20 protein-coding genes are annotated in these 18,859 nt (G+C 70.4%); 11 read left to right on the top strand and 9 right to left on the bottom strand.

The window, feature by feature from the left end; translation table 11 throughout:
• Positions 1-21: 21 nt before the first annotated feature.
• The 3 genes from VFQ84_RS12670 to VFQ84_RS12660 are packed head-to-tail and all read right to left on the bottom strand — an operon-like array spanning position 22 to position 3,082.
• On the bottom strand, positions 22-1,266 hold the full coding sequence (locus VFQ84_RS12670; protein ID WP_325131998.1) for a heme biosynthesis protein HemY: 1,245 nt from the start codon (positions 1,264-1,266) through the stop codon (positions 22-24).
• Entirely contained in the window at positions 1,263-2,261 is a 999-nt protein-coding gene (locus VFQ84_RS12665; protein ID WP_325131997.1) for a uroporphyrinogen-III C-methyltransferase, read from the bottom strand. The genes VFQ84_RS12670 and VFQ84_RS12665 overlap by 4 nt, the downstream gene beginning before the upstream one ends.
• 41 nt (positions 2,262-2,302) lie before the next feature.
• Positions 2,303-3,082: a uroporphyrinogen-III synthase gene (locus tag VFQ84_RS12660; RefSeq protein ID WP_325131996.1), complete on the bottom strand. Its 780-nt coding sequence runs from the start codon at positions 3,080-3,082 to the stop codon at positions 2,303-2,305.
• Positions 3,083-3,119: 37 nt separating this feature from the next.
• On the opposite strand from VFQ84_RS12660, the gene VFQ84_RS12655 reads away from it, so the two are divergent.
• The 6 genes from VFQ84_RS12655 to VFQ84_RS12630 all read left to right on the top strand — a co-directional run bounded on the left by VFQ84_RS12655 (position 3,120) and on the right by VFQ84_RS12630 (position 6,415).
• On the top strand, positions 3,120-3,569 hold the full coding sequence (locus VFQ84_RS12655; protein ID WP_325131995.1) for a YiiD C-terminal domain-containing protein: 450 nt from the start codon (positions 3,120-3,122) through the stop codon (positions 3,567-3,569).
• 44 nt (positions 3,570-3,613) lie between these two features.
• Positions 3,614-4,036, top strand: coding sequence for a hypothetical protein (locus VFQ84_RS12650; protein WP_325131994.1), 423 nt, complete (start codon positions 3,614-3,616; stop codon positions 4,034-4,036).
• Positions 4,037-4,104: 68 nt separating this feature from the next.
• Entirely contained in the window at positions 4,105-4,536 is a 432-nt protein-coding gene (locus VFQ84_RS12645) for a rhodanese-like domain-containing protein (protein WP_325131993.1), read from the top strand.
• A 60-nt stretch (positions 4,537-4,596) separates the two neighbouring features.
• The gene (secB, locus tag VFQ84_RS12640) at positions 4,597-5,097 is read left to right on the top strand and encodes a protein-export chaperone SecB (RefSeq protein ID WP_325131992.1); all 501 of its coding nucleotides are present in this window, start codon (positions 4,597-4,599) and stop codon (positions 5,095-5,097) included.
• Between the two features lie 16 nt (positions 5,098-5,113).
• Positions 5,114-6,139, top strand: coding sequence for an NAD(P)H-dependent glycerol-3-phosphate dehydrogenase (locus tag VFQ84_RS12635; protein WP_325131991.1), 1,026 nt, complete (start codon positions 5,114-5,116; stop codon positions 6,137-6,139).
• Between the two features lie 6 nt (positions 6,140-6,145).
• Positions 6,146-6,415 carry a hypothetical protein gene (locus tag VFQ84_RS12630; protein WP_325131990.1) on the top strand — a complete coding sequence of 90 codons (270 nt, stop codon included), beginning with the start codon at positions 6,146-6,148 and terminating at the stop codon, positions 6,413-6,415.
• Here VFQ84_RS12630 and VFQ84_RS12625 read toward each other — a convergent pair.
• The 6 genes from VFQ84_RS12625 to VFQ84_RS12600 all read right to left on the bottom strand — a co-directional run bounded on the left by VFQ84_RS12625 (position 6,377) and on the right by VFQ84_RS12600 (position 12,662).
• Positions 6,377-8,500 carry a peptidase domain-containing ABC transporter gene (locus tag VFQ84_RS12625; RefSeq protein ID WP_325131989.1) on the bottom strand — a complete coding sequence of 708 codons (2,124 nt, stop codon included), beginning with the start codon at positions 8,498-8,500 and terminating at the stop codon, positions 6,377-6,379. The genes VFQ84_RS12630 and VFQ84_RS12625 overlap by 39 nt on opposite strands.
• Positions 8,497-9,795 (bottom strand): HlyD family secretion protein, encoded by a 1,299-nt coding sequence (locus VFQ84_RS12620; protein WP_325131988.1) that lies wholly within the window; start codon positions 9,793-9,795, stop codon positions 8,497-8,499. Before VFQ84_RS12620 ends, VFQ84_RS12625 begins: the two co-directional genes overlap by 4 nt.
• Before the next feature lie 185 nt (positions 9,796-9,980).
• A complete protein-coding gene (locus tag VFQ84_RS12615) occupies positions 9,981-10,541 on the bottom strand; it encodes a diffusible signal factor-reguated Ax21 faimly protein (RefSeq protein WP_325131987.1) in 561 nt (186 codons plus the stop codon).
• 124 nt (positions 10,542-10,665) lie between these two features.
• A complete protein-coding gene (locus VFQ84_RS12610; protein ID WP_325131986.1) occupies positions 10,666-11,136 on the bottom strand; it encodes a tRNA (cytidine(34)-2'-O)-methyltransferase in 471 nt (156 codons plus the stop codon).
• A 42-nt stretch (positions 11,137-11,178) separates the two neighbouring features.
• Positions 11,179-11,955, bottom strand: coding sequence for a hypothetical protein (locus VFQ84_RS12605; protein WP_325131985.1), 777 nt, complete (start codon positions 11,953-11,955; stop codon positions 11,179-11,181).
• A complete protein-coding gene (locus tag VFQ84_RS12600) occupies positions 11,949-12,662 on the bottom strand; it encodes an SDR family oxidoreductase (RefSeq protein WP_325131984.1) in 714 nt (237 codons plus the stop codon). Before VFQ84_RS12600 ends, VFQ84_RS12605 begins: the two co-directional genes overlap by 7 nt.
• Before the next feature lie 101 nt (positions 12,663-12,763).
• Between VFQ84_RS12600 and VFQ84_RS12595 the strand changes: the two genes are divergently transcribed.
• From VFQ84_RS12595 to VFQ84_RS12575, 5 genes are all read left to right on the top strand, one after another.
• Positions 12,764-15,634 carry a pitrilysin family protein gene (locus VFQ84_RS12595; RefSeq protein WP_325131983.1) on the top strand — a complete coding sequence of 957 codons (2,871 nt, stop codon included), beginning with the start codon at positions 12,764-12,766 and terminating at the stop codon, positions 15,632-15,634.
• A gap of 73 nt (positions 15,635-15,707) precedes the next feature.
• Entirely contained in the window at positions 15,708-16,100 is a 393-nt protein-coding gene (locus VFQ84_RS13950; protein ID WP_414637048.1) for a DUF4156 domain-containing protein, read from the top strand.
• A gap of 100 nt (positions 16,101-16,200) precedes the next feature.
• Positions 16,201-17,217 (top strand): 3-oxoacyl-ACP synthase III, encoded by a 1,017-nt coding sequence (locus tag VFQ84_RS12585; RefSeq protein WP_034212769.1) that lies wholly within the window; start codon positions 16,201-16,203, stop codon positions 17,215-17,217.
• A gap of 438 nt (positions 17,218-17,655) precedes the next feature.
• Positions 17,656-18,036 (top strand): DMP19 family protein, encoded by a 381-nt coding sequence (locus VFQ84_RS12580; RefSeq protein ID WP_325131982.1) that lies wholly within the window; start codon positions 17,656-17,658, stop codon positions 18,034-18,036.
• Between the two features lie 416 nt (positions 18,037-18,452).
• Complete coding sequence (locus VFQ84_RS12575; protein ID WP_325131981.1) at positions 18,453-18,776, top strand: hypothetical protein; 324 nt, start codon at positions 18,453-18,455, stop codon at positions 18,774-18,776.
• The last annotated feature ends 83 nt before the right edge of the window (positions 18,777-18,859 follow it).

Here is an 18,859-nt window from a genome sequence, read left to right as displayed (position 1 = left end):
TTAAATGAACCTGGTTCGATCTCAGGGGGGGAGGAGGGGGATGCCGTGCTCGTTGCGGAGTTCGGGGACGGCTTCGTCGGCGATTTGTTCGCGCAGGCTGCGGCCGGTCAGGGCCAGCGGGGCTTCCTCGCGGGCCACGCGCAGGGCGTTGGCGTAGGCGATCGTCGCGCGGGCGCTGTCGTTCTGGGCGGTCCAGGCGTGGCCCAGCAGTTCCCAGGCCTCGGCGCCGGCGCCCTGCGCCAGGGCGCGGTGCAGGAAGTCCTCGGCCTTGCCCCACAATTTCTGCACCACGCACAGCTGGCCCAGCGTCACCAGCAGGCCCGGGCTGGCGGAGTGCGCGGCCAGCCAGGCTTCGGCGCGCGCGAGGCGCTGCGGATCGCGGCCCGCGGGCAGGCGCCCGTAGATCGCGACCACGGTTTCATTCCACTGCGCGTCCAGCGCCTCGGCCACCGCCTCGGCGCCGATGTCCTCGAGCCCGAGCTGGGCCGAGCGGATGGCGAACGCGGCGACCACGGCGGGCGCGTGCTGCAGGCGTTGCGGCAGGGCATTCCAGCGCTGCACCAGGCCGTCGGCCTGCGGTGACTGCGCCAGCGCGGCCGCGCTGAGTTCGATCTCCAGCGCGGCCAGGCCTTCGGCCGACAGCGCCTGTTCGCGCCGCAGGACGTTGAGCTGGGCCTGCGCCTCATGCGCGCGCCCGGCGCCCGACAGCGCCCGCGCCTGCAGCAGCAGGGCCGCCGGCGGCGGATTGGCGAACGGGGCCAGGGCGGCCAGCACGTCCTCGTGGCGCTGGTTCGCGGCCAGGCGCGTGGCCTGTTCCAGCGCCGCGGCCAGCGGGTCCTGGGCGAGCAGCGCGGCCTGGTGCCGGGCCGCGGCCTCGACGTCGCCGCGGCCATCGGCGGCGCGGCGCGCGCCGATCAGGGCCGGCGTGCGCAGCAGCGGCTCTTCGGCCGACTTGAGCAGCAGCGTTTCCGCGCGCTGCCAGCGACCCTGGTGCAGGGCCTCCAGGCCGGTGGCCAGACGGTTGCGCGCGAGCTGCCGCGCATGCCGGCGCCAGGCGTGGATGGGCAGCCGCAGCAGCCAGGCCAGCGCCCACAGCGCGAACCACAGCAGCGCCCAGCCGATGACGAAGTAGGCCAGCGTGGTGGTGTAGGTCAGCCCGCGGAAGCGCACCACCACGTCGCCCAGGTCCTGCGAGAACCAGGTCCAGCCCAGGGCGCCCAACGCCGCCAGCGCCAGCCACCACAGCAGGCTGCGGTAGAGGTTCACGACCCGGCGCCCCGGCGCAGGTCGCGCAGCTGCTGCAGGCCGCTGCCCGCCATCGGCAGGTCGGGCACCAGGTCCAGTTCGCCCAGCCGGGCCAGGCGTTCGCGGCGTTCGCGCAGGGTGGCGTCCTCCGCGTAAAGGCGCTGCAGCCACTGGTCGATGCGCACCAGCGCGGCGCGGAAGCCGCCCTGGTCGCGGCGGTCGAGCGCGATCCGCGCCAGCGCCAGTTCGAGGCCAAGCGCGGCCTCGCCGGTGGCGCGGTCGGACGGGGAAATCAGGTCCTGCGAGCTGCTGGGCCGCACCTGCACGATGGCGTCGAGCAGGCGCTGCCAGCCCGAGCCGGTGCCGGACGCCGGCGGCGCGCCGGGCGCGCGGCTGGCCAGGCGCGGCAGGCTGGCCTGCAGGGCGTCGAGTTCACCGGCGGCCAGGCTGCGCGGATCCGCCGGCAGCGCGCGCAGCGCCGCGAGCTCCTGGCCCAGGGTCTGGCGCAGGCTGATGTATTGCGGGTCGACCAGCGGCTCGAGCGTTTCGCGCGCCATCGCGGTTGCGCGAATGGCGCCGGCCAGGTCGCCGGCCACGTCCAGGCGGGCCTGGGCGAGGCTGAGCAGCAGTTCGGCTTCGTCCAGGCGCAGCGCTTCGCGGCCTTCCTGGGCCTGGTTCGAGAGCTCGCGCAGGCTGTCCTCCAGGATCGCCGCGCGCTGGCCCACGCCCAACACTTCATCGCGCAGCAGGCCGGTGCGGGCGGTGGTGTCGGTGAGCCGCTGGTCGAGGCCCTGCTGGGTGCGGCGCAGGGTCACCACGGCCTGTTCGGCGTCGAGCAGGCGCGCGTCCAGCGCCTCCGGGCTCAGGTCGGGCCCCTCCACCGGTGCGGTGCGCAGCGATCGCCAGGCGAACCAGCCGCCCGCGCCCAGCGCAGCCACGACCAGCAACAGCAGCAGCCAGCCCAGGACGCCGAACGAGCGACGGGCGGAAGGAGAATCGGGGTCGGGTGCGAGCACGGTGTCCACTGTCGGGGGATAACGCGGAAACTGCCGCAATCCTACCGGAAGCGTCCGCCGGCGACATCGGCGGCCAGCGCCGCGAGCAGGGCATTCGGCGCCGCGCCGTCGGCGATGACGATGGCCGCGAAGGCCTCCTCGGCCAGCCGGGCCGCCAGCCGCGGACTGCTGGCCACGCCCGGTCGCCGGCGCAGCGTGGCCCGGCTGGTGTCATCGAGCCGCGACCACAGCGCGTCGAAGGCTTCGGCGCTGCTCACCAGCAGGGCGGCGGTGTCGGGCAGGGCCGCGATCAGGCCGGTGCGCGACGGTCGCGGGATGAGGGGTTCGCGCCGGTAGACCTCGGCCAAATGCACCCGCGCCCCGCGTTGGGCCAGGGTTTCGCCGATCAGCCCGCGGCCGCCGGGTGCCGTGACCAGGCCCACCGACTGAGCGCCCAGCGACTGCAGCTCGGGCAGGGCCAGCAGCCCTTCGGAGTCGGCGCGGTCGGGCGGCATCCGCACCTCGGGGATGCCGGCCTGCCGCAGCGCGGTGGCCGTGCCGCTGCCCACCGCCAGCCAGGTTTGCCCGCGCCGCGCCACCAGCGGTCGCTGCGCGCGCGCAAAGCGCACCGCCGCCGGGCTGGTGAACACCAGGATCGGGCAGGCCAGGGCGGCGTCCAGCGCCACGCCTGCATCCATCGACAGCAGCCGCAGCGTAGAGATCGGCAACACCCGCGCGCCCAGGGCCGCCGCCGCACGGCGCACCGGCCCGTGTGCGCCCGAAGGACGCAGCGAGATGACATACCATCCCGCCAATACCGGCGCTGGGCTTGGACTGGCCATGCCCCAGCTTCGCACAGCCTCCAGGACCCGTCACCGCATGAAGACCCTCGAAGCCCTCGACGCCTGCTACCGCGACATGCCGCCCGTCGCCGCCATGGGCATCCGTTCCGCCGGCTGGGACGGCCGCGTGCTGCGCCTGCAGGCGCCGCTGGCCGCCAACGTCAACGACAAGGGCACGGTGTTCGGCGGCAGCATGGCCTCGATCGCGACGCTGGCGGCCTGGGGCCTGCTGACGCTGCGGCTCGGCGAGGAAGGCATCAAGGCCGAGGTCTACGTCGCCGACAGCCAGCTCAAGTACCTCAAGCCGCTGGTGGCCGATCTCGCGGCCGAAGCCTGGCTGGACGAAGGCACCGACTGGGACGGCTTCCTGCGCAGCTACCGCGAGCGCGGCCGGGCCCGGGCCCAGCTGGTCGCCCGGGTGCTGGCCCCCGACGGCAGCCCCGTGGCCGAGTTCAGCGGCCGCTTCGCGGCCCTGCGGGCCCCCTGACCGGGCCCGCCGGCGGCCCGGGTGCGGTTGTGCATAATGGCCGCATGAACGCCCAACGCCTCTTCCGCCTCGCGCTGGCCCTCGGGCTGGTCCTGTTCACCGCCTGCGCCAGCCAGACCGTGCAGCGCAGCCCGCGCGACCAGACCCTGTACCACTACGTCAGTGCCGTGCGCTGGAGCGATTTCGACGTCGCCGCGGGCTTCATCGACCCGGCCGTGCTCGAGGCCAAGCCGCTGACGGACCTGGAGAAAGAGCGCTACAAGCAGTTCCAGGTCTCGGGCTACGAGGTCAAGTCGGGCAGCGAGCCGGCCCCGGATACCTACGAGCAGGTGGTTGAGATCCGCGTCATCAACCGCAATACCCAGGTCGAGAAGGTCATCACCGACCGCCAGACCTGGCGCTGGGACGCCGAGGCCAAGCGCTGGTGGCTGATGTCCGGACTGCCTGACCTGGACGCCACCCGCTGAGCCGGCTTTGCCCGCGGCCGCGGCGGCGCCCATAATGCCGCCCCCGCCGTAGGAACCGCCCGCCCGCCATGGAACGCCTGCTCGAGTTCGCCCAACAAAGCCCCACGCTGTCGTTCGCCTTCGTCGGCCTCACGCTGGCCCTGGTGGTCACCGAGGTCATGCGGCTCTTCCGCGGCTTCAAGGGCGTCACCCCCGCCCAGCTCACCGACCTGATCAACCGCGAGAACGCGCTGGTGGTCGACCTGCGCGCGCAGCCCGACTTCGAGAAGGGCCACATCACCGGCTCCCGGCACCAGCTGCCCAGCCAGATCGATCCCGAGGGCAAGCTGCTGGCCAAGGCCAAGGAGTCGCCCGTGGTGCTGGTCTGCGCCGCCGGCGTGACCGCCGCGGGCACCGCCGAGAAGCTGGTCAAGGCCGGCTTCAAGAAGGTCAGCGTGCTCGATGGTGGCATCGGCGCCTGGACCAGCGCGGGCCTGCCGCTGGCCAAGGGCAAGGCCTGACCTTGCCCGGCATGCGATAATCCCCCTCTTTCCCACCGATTTCCCACTGGAGTTGCCGTAATGGCCGAGCAGAACAATGGTGCCGCGGGCGCCGACCAGGCGCAGTTCACCATCCAGAAGATCTACGTCAAGGACGTGTCCTTCGAAGTGCCGAACGCGCCGCAGGTGTTCAACGAACAGGGCCAGCCGAACCTCGAGCTGAACCTGAACCAGAAGGTCGGCCGCGTCGGCGACGGCGTGTACGAAGTCGCGCTGGGCATCACCCTGACCTGCAAGATCGAAGACAAGACCGTCTACCTGGCCGAGATCGAGCAGGCCGGCCTGTTCGGCCTGAGCGGCTTCGACGAGCGCACCCTGGACATGATGCTGGGCACCTACTGCCCGAACGTCCTGTTCCCGTACGTGCGCCAGGCCATCAGCGAGCTGGTCACGCAGGGCGGCTTCCCGCCGTTCTACCTGCAGCCGATCAACTTCGAGGGCCTGTACGCCGAAGGCCTGCGCCGTCGCGCCGAGCAGGCGCAGGCCCAGGCCGCGCAGCTCCCCGAGGGCGGCAACGCCTGATCCCGGCGCGGCGCGCATGAGCACCGCCAAGCCGGCCATCGCCGTGCTCGGGACCGGGTCCTGGGGCACGGCGCTGGCGTCGCTGATCGCGCGCAACGGCCACCCGACCGTGATCTGGGGCCGCGACGCGGCCCAGGTCGCGTCGATCAACGGCCAGCACGAGAACACCCGCTACCTGCCCGGCATCCCCCTGCCCGAAAGCCTGCGCGCCACCGGCGACCTGGCCGAGGCGGTCGCGGGCGCCGACCTGCTGCTGGTGGTCACGCCCAGCCACGCCTTCACCGAGACCCTGCACGCGCTGGCGCCGCATCGCCGCGCGCACGCCGGCGTGGCCTGGGCGACCAAGGGCTTCGAGCCCGGCTCGGGCCGCTTCCTGCACGAAGTCGCCGGCGACGTGCTCGGCCCCGGCGTGCCGCTGGCCGTGGTCACCGGCCCCTCGTTCGCCAAGGAAGTGGCGCAGGGCCTGCCCACCGCCGTCACCGTGCATTCTGACGACGAAGAGTTCACCCGCCAGGTCGCCGAGTCGCTGCACGGCCCCACCTTCCGCGCCTACACCGGCACCGACATGCTCGGCGCCGAACTGGGCGGCGCGATGAAGAACGTGCTGGCGGTGGCCACCGGCATCGCCGACGGCATGCAGCTGGGCCTGAACGCGCGCGCCGGCCTGATCACCCGCGGCCTGAATGAAATGCTGCGCCTCAACGTCGCCCTCGGCGGCCGCGCGGAAACCCTGATGGGCCTGGCCGGCCTGGGCGACCTGGTGCTGACCAGCACCGGCGACCTGTCGCGCAACCGCCGCCTGGGCCTGGCGCTCGGTCGCGGCCAGTCGATCCAGGAGGCGGTGGCGGCCATCGGCCAGGTGGTCGAGTCGGTGCAAACCGCCGACGAAGTGATGCGCCTGGCGCAGCGCCACGGCATCGAGCTGCCGATCTCCGACCTGGTGCATCGCGTGCTGCACGGCGAGATCACCCCGATCGAGGGCCTGCGGATGCTGCTCTCGCGCGAACAGAAGCCCGAGTATCCCGAAGGCCTGTTCGAGTAAGCCGCGATGGTCGTCCTGATCGGCGTGCTGCTGCTGGCCATCGTCGTGCTCACCGCGACCCTGCTGCACCTGCTCGCCGAGTTCGCCGTCGCCCGCGGCCTGGCCGCCACGCCGCTGTGGCGCCGCGCCCCTGCCCTGCTCCGCGCCGCCAGCGCTGCCGCCCGCGACGACGCCCAGCCGCCCGCCGCCCGCACCGCCGCCGGCGCCGCCCTCCTCTGCACCGCCCTCCTCCTGGCCTTAACCAGCGGTACCGGGTTCCTTTTCTTCCTGCGCTGAGACTGCCGCGCTTTTCGCGCCCGGCATCTCCACCACGCCGCGGCCCTGCTGCATCACCAGCACCCGATCCGCCGAGGCGATGGTTTCCGGGCGATGGGCGATGATGATCCGGGTCAACTTCAGGCGGCGCACGGCGTCGTTGACGATGCGTTCGCGCTCGACGTCCAGGTGGCTGGTTGCCTCGTCGAGGACGAGCAGTTTCGGCCGCCGGTAAAGGGCGCGCGCCAGGAGTACCCGCTGCTTCTGGCCGCCCGACAGGGTGGTGCCCATGTCGCCGATCAGGCTGTGGTAGCCCATCGGCATCGCGCGGATGTCGGCATGCACCGACGCCAGCCGCGCCGCGGCCTCGACCCGCATCGCGTCGGCGGCACGGTCGCCGAAGGCGATGTTTTCGGCGATGGAGCCGGCGAACAGCGGGTCATCCTGCATCACCGCCGCCACCCGTGCGCGATAGTTGCGCATGCCCAGCTGGCGGATGTCCTGGCCACCTATCCGCACCCGGCCCTCGGTGGGCGGCAGCAGGCCCAGCAGGAGTTTGACCAGCGTGGTCTTGCCGCAGCCGGAGGGCCCGACGATGGCGACGGACTCGCCGTCACCGACCGTGAAGCTGCAGTCCCTGAACACCCAGGGCTCGCCCTCCGCGTAGCGGAAGCCAAGGCCTTCGACGTCGATCCGGGCGTTGGCCGGCGGCAGCGCATCGAAGGCCGACGCCGGGTCGTCCTCGGGCGGCGTCAGCACGATGTCGGCCAGTCGCTCGCCATGCAGGCGCAGCATCCGGAACTCGATCCACTTGTCGATCAGTCCCGCCACGCGCTGGGCGAACTGGTCCTGGTAGGCGAGGTAGGCAACCAGCATGCCGACCGAGAACAGCCCAGCCATCGCCAGGCCGGCCCCGATCCAGATCACCGCGATGCGCTCGAGGCCGAACAGCAGCTGGCTGGCGGTCTTGAAGCCCAGCCCCAGGCGCGCCAGCCGCACGTCCTCGTTGACCGTGTCGACCATCAGGTTCTGGTACGCGCCCTGGCGAAACCCTTCCTGGCCGGCCACCTTGATGCTCTGCATGCCCCGGAGCGATTCGAGCAGGTGCGAGTGCTGCCGTGCCGCAGCCAGCAGCTGCTGCTCGGTGCTCGCGCGCAGCGGCCGGAACGCGATCGCGCGCAGGCCCAGGTAAAGCGCCACCGCCGCCAGCGTCACCGCCGTCAGCCTGGCGCTGTAGAGCAGCATCATCGCCAGCGTCGCCACCGCCATCAGGCCGTCGATCAGCGCCTCGACGAAACTGGTGCTCAGCGTGCGCTGGATCGCCTGCACCGCGCCCATGCGGGACACGACGTCGCCCAGGTGGCGCTTCTCGAAGTAGTCCATCGGCAGGCGCAGGGCGTGCGCGAATACGTTGCCGGTCCACTGCAGGCCGAGCCGGGTGGAGAGGTGGACCACCGCCCAGCCGCGCAGCCAGCCGATCGCGACCTGCAGCACCAGCGCCAGTCCGAAGCCCAGCCCCAGCAAGTCCAGCAGCGGCCGGTCCGCCGACACCAGGGCCTGGTCGACGACCCACTGCATGAAGAAGGGCGCGAGCAGCACGAACACCTGCAGCGCCAGGGACAGCAGCAGGATCCGCGCCAGCGAAGGCCACAGCCCCCGCACCGTGCCGGTGAGCTGCGACAGCCGGATCGCCGGCGGCGCAGGCTGCGCCTTGAAGCCCGCGCCCGGTGAAAGCTCCAGGGCCACGCCGGTGAAATGCGCCGAGGCCTCGGCGTAGCTGAGCCGGCGCTCCCCGAACGCGGGATCGAACACCGTGATGCCGGAGGCGCCCGCCTTGGCCAACACCACGAAGTGGTTCAGGTCCCAATGCAGGACGCAGGGCGTTTGCAGCTGCGGCATTTCCGTGAGTTCGAGCCGCAGCGCACGCGCCTGCAGGCCCAGCGCGCCCGCGAGTCCGGCCAGGCGATCCAGCGTCGCGCCCTTGAGCGACAGCGGGAACCGGCGGCGAAGGCTGGCCACGTCGGTCCGATGGCCATGGTGGTCGGCGATCATCGCCAGGCAGGCCAGCCCGCATTCGGCGGCCTGCGACTGCAGCATCGGCTTCATCGGTCCGCCTCGCCGCCGCGATCCGCGTCCGGCGGGCCCGCCAGCGGCCCGGCCATCGCGGACAGCGGCGCCATGGCCCAGGCCCAGAGGCGCCGCGTTTCGCCGAGGATGTCCGCTTCCACTAACATCCCGGGCTTGAGCGGCTCGTTTTTTCCGAAAGCTCGTACGCTCGTTTCAGCCAGCTCGACCACGATGCGGTAGTAGGGCTCGCCCGGACGGGGCATGCCGGGCATCGACGCCAGTTCACCCGGCGGGATCGCACTGCGCGAAATCCGCAGCACGCGGCCACCGTGGTGCCCGAAGGCCTGGTACGGGAAGGCCTGGTAGCGAAGCAGCACGGCGTCATCGGCGGCGATGAAGCCCGCCGCGCGGCTGGGCACCAGCAGGTGCGCTTCGAGCCGACTGCCGGCTGGCAGCAGGCCCAGCACCGGCTGTCCGGCCTGGAGCGCCTGGCCGACCTGGCCCAGCAGCGTGCCGACCGTCCCGTCGACCGGCGCCACGATCACCGACTCGGTGCGCGCGCGGGTTTCCACCGAGGCGAGCGACAGGCCGGCCCGCTCGCGCTGTTCGCCCGCCTCCAGCGCGGCCAGCCGATGCGGCAGCTCGGCCCGCGCCTGCTGCAGCTGCGCCTGCTGCCGGCGCAGCGACCGCACGGTCCGTTCCAGCGACTGCACCGCCGCGAGCTGCTCGAGCACCCCGCTGGCCTGCTGCTGGAGCTGCAGCTCGGTGACGTACTGCTGCTCACGCAGCCGGCGCAAGCGCGCCAGCGCCTGCGCCGCCAACCGATGCTGCTGGCGCCGGGTGTCGAGCTCGGCTTCGGCCAGGCCCCGCTCCGCCGCCAGGTCCCGGTCCTGCGCGTCCAGTCCGGCGGCCTGCGCCTGCAGCTGTCGTCGCTGCGAGGCGAAGGCAGCGACCACGCTGGCCTGCTGCTCGGCCAGGCGGGCCTGCAGCGCCTGCCCGGTGTCGCCGCTCCCGAGGGTGGCGCGCGGCATCGCCAGTACCGCCAGCACCTCGCCCGCGCGCACCGACTGGCCTTCGACCACGCGCACCTGCACCAGGGTCCCGGCGACCGGCGCCGTCACCGACGCGATGCCCCGGCTGGGCACCAGCTGGCCGACCACCCGCGAACGGCGGGTGTACTCGCCGAACGCGAGCAGGAGCACGACGGCCGCGGCCGCGAACACCGCCACCGCCGTCGACAGCCATGGCCCCGGCGCCTGGTGCAGGGTGATGCTGCCCAGCCAGCGCGTTTGCCGGGCGGCCAGGGCTTCCTTCCGGAACAGGGACACGGTCATGGCGGCACCTCGCACGGGGTGCCCAGTCTGGTCGCGCCCTCCGCCCGTCGTGCGCGCCGGGTGCCGCGCTGTCCAGCGCGGCTAACGGGCGCGCGCCGCCGCCGTGGCCGTCGCGGCGGGCCCGGCCCGCAGGCGAAAAAAAACCCGGCCGGAGCCGGGTTTTTCGTACCACTTGAAGCGATGGATCAGAAGCTGGCGCGCAGGCCAACCAGGTACTGCTCACCGTTGTCGCCGAAGGTGGCTTCGCCGACCAGACCCCAGGTCTGGGTGAACTTGTACTGGGCGCCGATGGTGCCGGTGAAGTCGCCGTCGGCGTTGTCGCCGTCGTTGTAGTTCGCCTTGACCAGGCCTTCGAACTTGTCGGTGAACGAGCCACGCAGGCCGATCGAGGCGCGGTAGCCGTCTTCGCTGCCGAAGCCGTCGACGTCGATGTCGTTCCAGGCGATCTCGGAGATCAGGTCCAGGTTGTCGGACAGGCCGTGGGCGTAACCCAGGCCCAGCTCGGTGCTGTCGATGTCGACGTTGACGTTGTCGACTTCGATCTGCGAGTAACCGCCGAAGCCGTAGAAGCCCGACTCGCCGAACTCGAACGAACCGCGCACGCCGAAGCCGTCGGCCTCGGCACCGCCGTCGGCGTCGACGTAGTTGTAGCCGCCTTCGACGTAGGTGTAGCTGAGCTTGTCATCCGCCTGGGCCGACAGCGGGAGGACGGCGACCAGGGCCAGGGCAATGAGGGAACGCTTCATGGATGAATCCTTTTTTTGTGGGGGCGCCCGGGCGTCGGAACGCGTCGGGCTGTGGCGCAGTATCCAAATCGCAAAGTAACGGAACATTAACGGCGGGCTGTTTTGGCCCTTGCCCTGCCATCAGTCATGCCCCGGCGGCCCCCTCGTATTCATGTTGGCGCCAGGCCTCGAACACCGCGACCGCCACCGCGTTGGACAGGTTCAGGCTCCGCTGGCCCGCGCGCATGGGCAAACGCAGGCGCTGGGCCGCGGGAATGGCCTCGATCACCGCCGCCGGCAGCCCGCGCGTCTCGGGCCCGAACAGCAGCGCGTCGCCGGGCTGGTAGCGCACCTGGTCGAAACGCGCGCTGGAACGGGCACTGAACGAGAACACCCGCGGCTGGCCCAGCGCCGCCAGGCAGGCTTCCAGCGAGGCGTGGCGCTGCACCTGCGCGAACTCGTGGTAGTCCAGCCCCGCCCGACGCAGCTTGGCGTCCTCGAAGTCGAAGCCCAGCGGCTCGACCAGGTGCAGGGCGGCCCCCGTGTTCGCGCACAGGCGAATGACGTTGCCGGTATTGGGCGGGATCTCGGGCTCGAACAGGATGACGTTGATCATCCCGGCATTATCGCGCCGCCGGCGGCCCGGCGGGGTCCGGGCTCAGCCCCGGACGCGGCAGGCCGACAGCGTCTGGCCGGCGAAGGCCTGCCACTGCGCCTCGCTGGCCGCGCGGGCCGGCGTGGGGAACTCGATGCGCGCGACCAGCTGCGATTCGCCGTCGTCGGTGCGCAGGTTGCTCAGCCCCTCGAAGCGCAGCAGGCGCCGGCTGTCGCGGCCGTAGGCGACGTCGATGCTGGGCGCGATCCAGCCCAGCAGCCCGCCCAGCCGGAGCCGGAAGGTTTCCGCCGGCTCGCCGCCGAACTCGGTGCTGCCCTGGCGGTTGACCTTGAAGCCCAGCGATTGCAGCCGCGAGGGTACCGCGAACCGCAGCGGCACCGACTGGCCCGCCACCAGCGGGCCCCAGTGGTCGCGGATGAACTCGTCGAAGCCGGCGTCGGCGACCAGGCGCGCGTCCTCGTCCAGCGGCGCGCTGCGCTCGGCCTCGCCCTTGCCTTCGCGCACCCACACCGACTCGACCCCGGTGCGGCGGCGCAGGCCTTCGCCATAGCCCAGTCGCGCATCCTCGAACACGAACTCCGGCGCCACCGTCGAGCCGCGGTAATCGACCCGCTTGCGCGCGAACGGCGTGCCGTCGCCGCAGCGATAGATCACCAGGCGCTCGGTGGGCTCGTTGCCCTCGCGCCGGACCAGGTGCTGTTCGAGGTAGAGCACGCGGTTGCTGTCGGGCTCGCGCGCCACGCCTTCCTCGAAGGTCAGCGAGGCCAGCGCCGGCAGCGGCGCCAGCAGGCAGGCGATCAATGCGGCGCGCATCACCATGGCAGGGTGTCTCCGTTGCGATCCAGGAAAACACCGGCCGGGAGGCCCGGCACGTCGTCGACCAGTTTGAGGAGGCTGTGCACCGATTCCTCCACCGTGAGCTCGGCGCCGTCGCCGCCCATCGCCGTGCGCACCCAGCCGGGGCTGGCGCTGATGACGCCGATGCCCATCGGGTTCATGGCGTGCGCCATCAGCACGCCGGCCATGTTCAGCGCGGCCTTGCTGATGTTGTAGCTGGGCGTGTTGAACGAGGCGGTCGAGGCGATCGAGCCGAGCCTGGAGCTGACGTTGAGCACCCGCGGCCGCTGGCCGCGCGCCAGGCGCGGCGCCAGCGCCTGCGCCAGCAGCATCGGGCCGATGACGTTGGTGGCGAAGGTGTCCGCCATGACGCCGGCGCGGAGCTCACCGAAGCGTTCGCCGCGCTCGAGCACGCCGGCGTTGTTGACCAGCAGCTCCAGTCCCTCGTGCATGCCCGCCAGCGCCTGCACGAACGCCTGGCGACTGTCCTCGTCGTCCACCGACAGGGCCACCACCTGCAGCTGGTCCGGATGCGCCTTCGCCAGCGCCGCCAGCGCATCGGCCGAGGCAGGGCGTCGGCAGGTCGCGACCACGCGTTCGCCGCGCGCCAGGAGCTGGCGCGTGAACTCGAGGCCGAGGCCGCGACTGGCGCCCGTGACGACAGCGCGGCGTGAAGGGTAAGTGTTCATGACGGCTCCACTATGGCCTTCGGCCTAGTGTAAGGGCCGTCAAGGCAGGCTAGGATTCGGGTCCCCCGGTATTTGCCGGTAGTCCCGAACAAAGGTAGCCCATGACCCCGATCCGCCGCCCGCGCGCCAGCGCGCTTGCCCTGGCCCTCGGCCTCGCCGTCGCCAGCCTCTCGCCGCTGTACGCCCCGCAGGCGGTCGCCAAGGAACAGGCCCAGCCCGCACCGGTCGCCGATATCGCGTTCGAACAGTTCACCCTGCCCAACGGCCTGCGCGTGATCGTGCACACCGACCGCAAGGCGCCGATCGTCGCCGTCAACATCTGGTACCAGGTCGGCGCCAAGAACGAGCTGCCCGGCCGCACCGGTTTCGCGCACCTGTTCGAGCACCTGATGTTCCAGGGCAGCGAGAACTACCAGGATGAATTCTTCGGTCCGTTCGAGCTGGTCGGCGCCACCAACCAGAACGGCACCACCAATTCCGACCGTACCAACTATTTCGAGAACGTCCCGACCACCGCGCTCGACATGGCGCTGTGGATGGAGTCCGACCGCATGGGCCACCTGCTCGGCGCGGTCACCCAGGAAGTGCTCGACGAGCAGCGCGGCGTCGTCCAGAACGAAAAGCGGCAGGGCGAGAACCAGCCCTACGGCCAGGTCTTCGAGCGCCTGTTCAAGGCCAGCTATCCGGAAGGCCACCCCTACAGCTGGACCACCATCGGCTCGATGGCCGACCTGAGCGCGGCCTCGCTCGATGACGTCAAGCGCTTCTTCAAGACCTGGTACGGCCCGAACAACGCCGTGCTGGTGCTGGCCGGCGACATCGACGTCGCCACCGCCCGCGAGAAGGCGATGAAGTACTTCGGCGACATCCCGGCCGGCCCGACGATGGCCCAGCCCAAGGTCGACCCGGCGCCGCGCAGCGTCTCCACCCGCGACGCCTACACCGACAACGTGCCGCAGGCCCGCGTCTACCGCGCCTGGAACACTGCCGAGTACGGCCAGCCCGACGTCGAGCACCTGCAGCTGCTGGCGCAGGTGCTGGGCGGCTCGCGCAGCTCGCGCCTCGACAAGCGCCTGGTGTTCGAGGACAAGCTTGCCGACAGCGTCTCCGCCGGCGCCTGGCCGAGCCTGCTGGGTGGCCTGTTCTTCATCCAGGTCGACGTGAAGCAGGGCGTGGACGTGGCCGCCGTCGAGAAGGCGCTGGACGAAGAGATGGCGAAGATCCTCGCCGAGGGCCCGACCGCCACCGAGCTCGAGCAGGCCCGTACCGTGTTCAAGGCCGGCTTCGTGCGCGGCATCGAGCGCATCGGCGGCTTCGGCGGCAAGGCCGATGCCCTCGCCGAGTGCGCCGTGTTCGCCGGTGACCCGGGCTGCTTCCGCGAGAGCCTGGCCACCCTCGAGTCCGCGTCCGCCAAGGACCTGCTGGCCACCGGCCGCCGCTGGCTGTCGAAGGGCGACCACACCATCGTCGTCACCCCGGGCGAGCGCGTCCCCACCGTCGAGGCCCCCAGCGTGACCCCGCCGCCCGCCACCGCCGTCCCGGCCGCCGATCCGAAGTACACCACGGTCGAGAGCAGCGTCGACCGCAGCAAGGGCGTGCCCGTCACCCAGGACTTCCCGGACCTGGTGTTCCCGGCCCTGAAGCGCGCCGAGCTCAGCAACGGCATCAAGGTGATCCTGGCCGAGCGCCCGGGCCTGCCGGTGGTGCAGATGAACCTGCTGCTCAACGGCGGCTACGCGGCCGACCTGGGCGGCAAGCTCGGCACCTCGGGCTTCACCATGGGCATGCTGGACGAAGGCGCCGGTGACTACGACGCGCTCGCCTTCGGCGACCGCGCCGAGGCCCTGGGCGCCAACCTGGGCTCCAGCGCCGCCCTCGACGGCGGCAGCGCCTACCTGTCGGCGCTCAAGGAGAACCTGGACGCCTCGGTCGGCCTGTTCGCGACCATGCTGCGCGAGCCGCGCTTCGAGGAGAAGGAAATCGAGCGCGTCCGCCAGAGCTGGATCGCCGGCATCAAGCAGGAGAAGGCCCGCCCGAACGCGGCCGCACTGCGCCTGCTGCCGCCGCTGATGTACGGCGACAACCACCCGTACGCGATCCCGTTCAGCGGTTCGGGCACGGAAGCGTCCATCGCCTCGCTCACCCGCGATGACCTGGTCGCCTTCCACCAGCGCTGGGTGCGTCCGGAAGGCGCCACCCTGGTCATCGTCGGCGACACCACCCTGGCCGAGATCACCCCGGTGCTCGAGAAGCACCTGGGCAGCTGGAAGGGCAAGGGCGAGGCCGCGGCCAGCCTGGACATCCCGACCGTCGCGCTGCCGTCCAAGCCGCGCGTGTTCCTGGTCGACCAGCCGGGCGCGATCCAGGCCAACGTCTACGTCGGCCAGCTGATGCCCTCGTCCCGCGACGAGAAGGCCACCGAGCTCGAGATCGCCAACGCCGTGCTGGGTGGCGAGTTCAGCTCGCGCCTGAACATGAACCTGCGCGAGGACAAGGGCTGGGCCTACGGCTCCTACAGCTTCGTGCAGACCGCGCTGGGCCAGCGTCCGTGGATCGCCTTCGCGGCGGTGCAGATCGACAAGACCCAGGAGTCGATCGCCGAGCTCCAGCGCGAGATCGCCGAGTACGCCACCGGCCAGGTGCCGGCCAAGCCGGAGGAAGTGGCCAAGATCCAGGCCACCGAGATCCGCAGCCTGCCGGGTTCGTACGAGACCGCCAACGCCGTGCTCGGCGCCATCGGCGGCATCGTCCGCTACGACCGCGCCGATGACTACGTGGTCCAGCGCGCCGCCAAGATCGAGTCCCTGACCCCGGCCGTGGTGCAGGCCGCCGCCAGCGCCATCCAGCCCCAGGCCCTGACCTGGGTGGTGGTGGGCGACCTGTCCAAGATCGAGGCCGGCGTGCGTGCGCTCAACCTCGGCGAGGTGCACGTGGTCGACGCCGACGGCAACCCGGTGGCCGACAAGAAGTAATCCGGCCAACTCATTGCCGGTTCAGCACGGGCGGGGCGACAATCCCGCCCGTGTTCTTTTGGAGGCCTGCCCCGTGCGAAAGCTGCTCTGCGTCCTGCTGCTGCTCCCCGTCGTTTCCGCCTGCACCTGGGTGAAGATGGCCCCCGGCGCCAAGGAAATCCGCGTCGCCCGCGCCGACCAGGATCTGTCGGCCTGCACCAAGCGGGGCGAAGTGTCGGTGTCGGTGAAGGACCGCCTGGGTCCCTACGAGCGCAACGACCTGCGGGTCCGCGATGAACTCGAGACCCTGGCCCGCAACGAAGCCCCCAGCCTGGGGGCCGACACCGTGCAGCCCAAGAACCAGCCCACCGAAGGCGAACAGCGCTTCCTGGCCTTCCGCTGCGGCCGCGTGGACCTGGCCCCGGCCACCCCGTCGACCCGCCCGGCGGCCGAGGGCGAGGCCGAGACCTACCCCATCGCCGACTGAGGCGCCGGTCCCGGTTCTTCACGCCGCGGGCCCGCGGAAGTTGAGAGGACGGTTGTAAACAGGTAACTTTGACGGGTTTCCCCCAAGGCGAACCCTGCCCATGCTGTTCCAGCACGTTTCCATCGCCGGCCTCGCCCATATCGATGCCCCGCATCGCCTGAGCTCCGCCGACCTCAATGCCAAGCTCCAGCCCACGATGGACCGGCTGGGCATCAAGACCGACGTGCTGCAGGACATCGCCGGCATCTTCGCCCGCCGCCTGTGGGACGACGAGACCCAGGCCTCCGACGCCGCCACCCTGGCCGCCGAGAAGGCCCTGGCCGACGCCGGCGTGCCGCGCGAGAAGATCGGCCTGCTGGTCAACACCTCGGTCAGCCGCGACTTCCTCGAGCCGTCCACCGCGTCCATCGTCTCGGGCAACCTGGGCCTGGGCGAGAACTGCCAGAACTTCGACGTCGCCAACGCCTGCCTCGCCTTCCTCAACGGCATGGACATCGCCAGCCGCATGATCGAGCGCGGCGAGATCGAGTACGCCCTGGTCGTCGACGGCGAAACCGCCAATCTCGCCTACAAGAAGACCATCGAGCGCCTGAGCGCCCCCGACGTCACCGAGGAGCAGTTCCGCAACGAACTGGCCACCCTGACCCTGGGCTGCGGCGCCGCCGCCATGGTGCTCTCGCGCGCCGAGCTCACCCCCGACGCGCCGAAGTACCGCGGCGGCGTCACCAAGGCCGCCACGCAGTGGAACACCCTGTGCCGCGGCAACCTCGACCGCATGGTCACCGACACCCGCATGCTGCTGATCGAAGGCCTGAAGCTGGCCACCGCTACCTTCGGCGCAGCCCGCCAGGCCCTGGGCTGGGTGGTCGACGAGCTCGACGAGTTCGTCATCCACCAGGTCAGCCAGGTCCACACCCAGGCCTTCATCAAGGCCTTCGGCATCGACCCGAAGAAGGTGCTCACCATCTTCAACGAGCACGGCAACATCGGCCCGGCCTCGGTGCCGATCGTGCTGAGCAAGCTGCGCGAAATGGGCCGCCTGAAGAAAGGCGACCGCGTCGCCCTGCTCGGCATCGGCTCCGGCCTGAACTGCTCGATGGCCGAAGTCGTCTGGTAACCCCCGCTCGTCTCCCTCTCCCCTTGCGGGAGAGGGCCGGGGAGAGGGGAACCCCTCGCAAGAAAGCCCGCCTCACGGCGGGCTTTTTGTTTTTGGGGAGTGGCGGCAACGGACAGCCAACATCTCGAGCAGCCACTGCCATCAGCGAAAAAGTCTTGCGGACCCTCTGGTTGCTTTGTGAGAGTGTCGGCTATCGGCGCTTGGCGTACATCGGAACTGACCACCACCGCTACCCGACCGCAGAGGCGGCGGTTCCCCGGGCACCCTGGAGCGTAGGCGCGTCTCCGGCTTTCCGTCGGGTGGGTTGCCAGACAAAGGTGACCTGAGCACGCCAACACTCGGCGCGTTGCGGACTGCATCGCGCCACCTCGATTGGATGTATCGCCAGACCCTGGTGTCCGTAGAAATGGCAGCCAGGCCCAGCAAGGATTTTCTCGAATGGACAAGAATGCGTTTCTAATTCAACTGTCTGAAAGCGATCGCACGGATCACGGTCGCGTCGAATTCTCCGCGCAGTCGCAGCCGCAACAAGTATTCTCGGCCATCTGGGCTCTCGAGAGTGAGGTCACCAACGGCGGCTTTGGGAGCTTCTTCGAGAACGAGGATCCGGCCCTTGTCGCCTTCGCTGCCGAGGCGCTGAAAATCATCGGCGCCACGAAGTGCTCGGATATTGTACGCCGCGCGATTCCTGCCGGACCCGAGCAGCGTGATGACTTTGATGCTGAGTTCTACGAGTATCCGGACAACCTGACTGAACTGCTCTTCAGTTTTGTCTCTTCCAATCCGGCCGAATTCGGCGCTGCTTCGATCAGGGGCTAGCTGATTATTCAATCCGACGCCTTCGGCGCGGCTTAACTCAGGCGCTAGGCCATGAACGCAGCACTTCGGTTCGGACGGGTTCTATGCGGAGCAGGGGTTTTGCTGGCGGGCTCAATGGCCGGCATCTCAATCGCGGTCGTCGTATTCACCCTTGCCGGGATGCTGGTTCCTGGGGAAGTAATGTATGTGGGGATGTACACGCCACGGCTCGTGCACGCGTTAGGTGGAGCCGTAGTCTTGGCAGCCGTTACCGCTATTCTCGGCTTTGCGTACTACAAGCTAGGCGTCGCTGCCGGGCTGGCGCGGGCCTAACGAATCATTCAACGCCGACGCCTCCGGCGCGGCTTAACTTAGGTGTTTGGCCTCTAGTGAGCGAGCCGTCCCATCTGAGAGAAATTGCGCGCGAGCTGAGGCGCTTGAGCGACTCGTCTCCGCTCGACCGCTCCTTGTTGCCTGCTTGGCGCCAGGAGGCCGATGCGTTCGCCGAACGACTTGGCGCAGAATTCTGCGCGGTCGATATGCCAGAGGAGGTTTGGCACTTCCTGCACGATGCCGACATTCGTGCCAAGGACCCTCGTTTCCGAGAAATTCAGATCCAGATGATCCACGAGTTGATTCAGGAACTTGAGAACGGGATAGTGCCTGAGCCGCGCGGGGCGACATTAACGGTGCGCCCGCGCTCGCTACTTGTAGTGGCAGCCCTGCTAGTTGGATCTGTTGCAATATGGCTAGGGTTGTAGCGCGGCCTAACTATTCATTCAAGCCGACGCCTTCGGCGCGGCTTAACTAGGGTTTTGGGCCAGTGGAACGTATGTCTGGATCA

The sequence above is a fragment of the Arenimonas sp. genome, assembly GCF_035721105.1.
Classification (GTDB): Bacteria; Pseudomonadota; Gammaproteobacteria; order Xanthomonadales; family Xanthomonadaceae; genus Arenimonas.
Note: the sequence above shows the minus strand (reverse complement) of the source record. Positions and strands in the feature narration are given on the sequence as shown.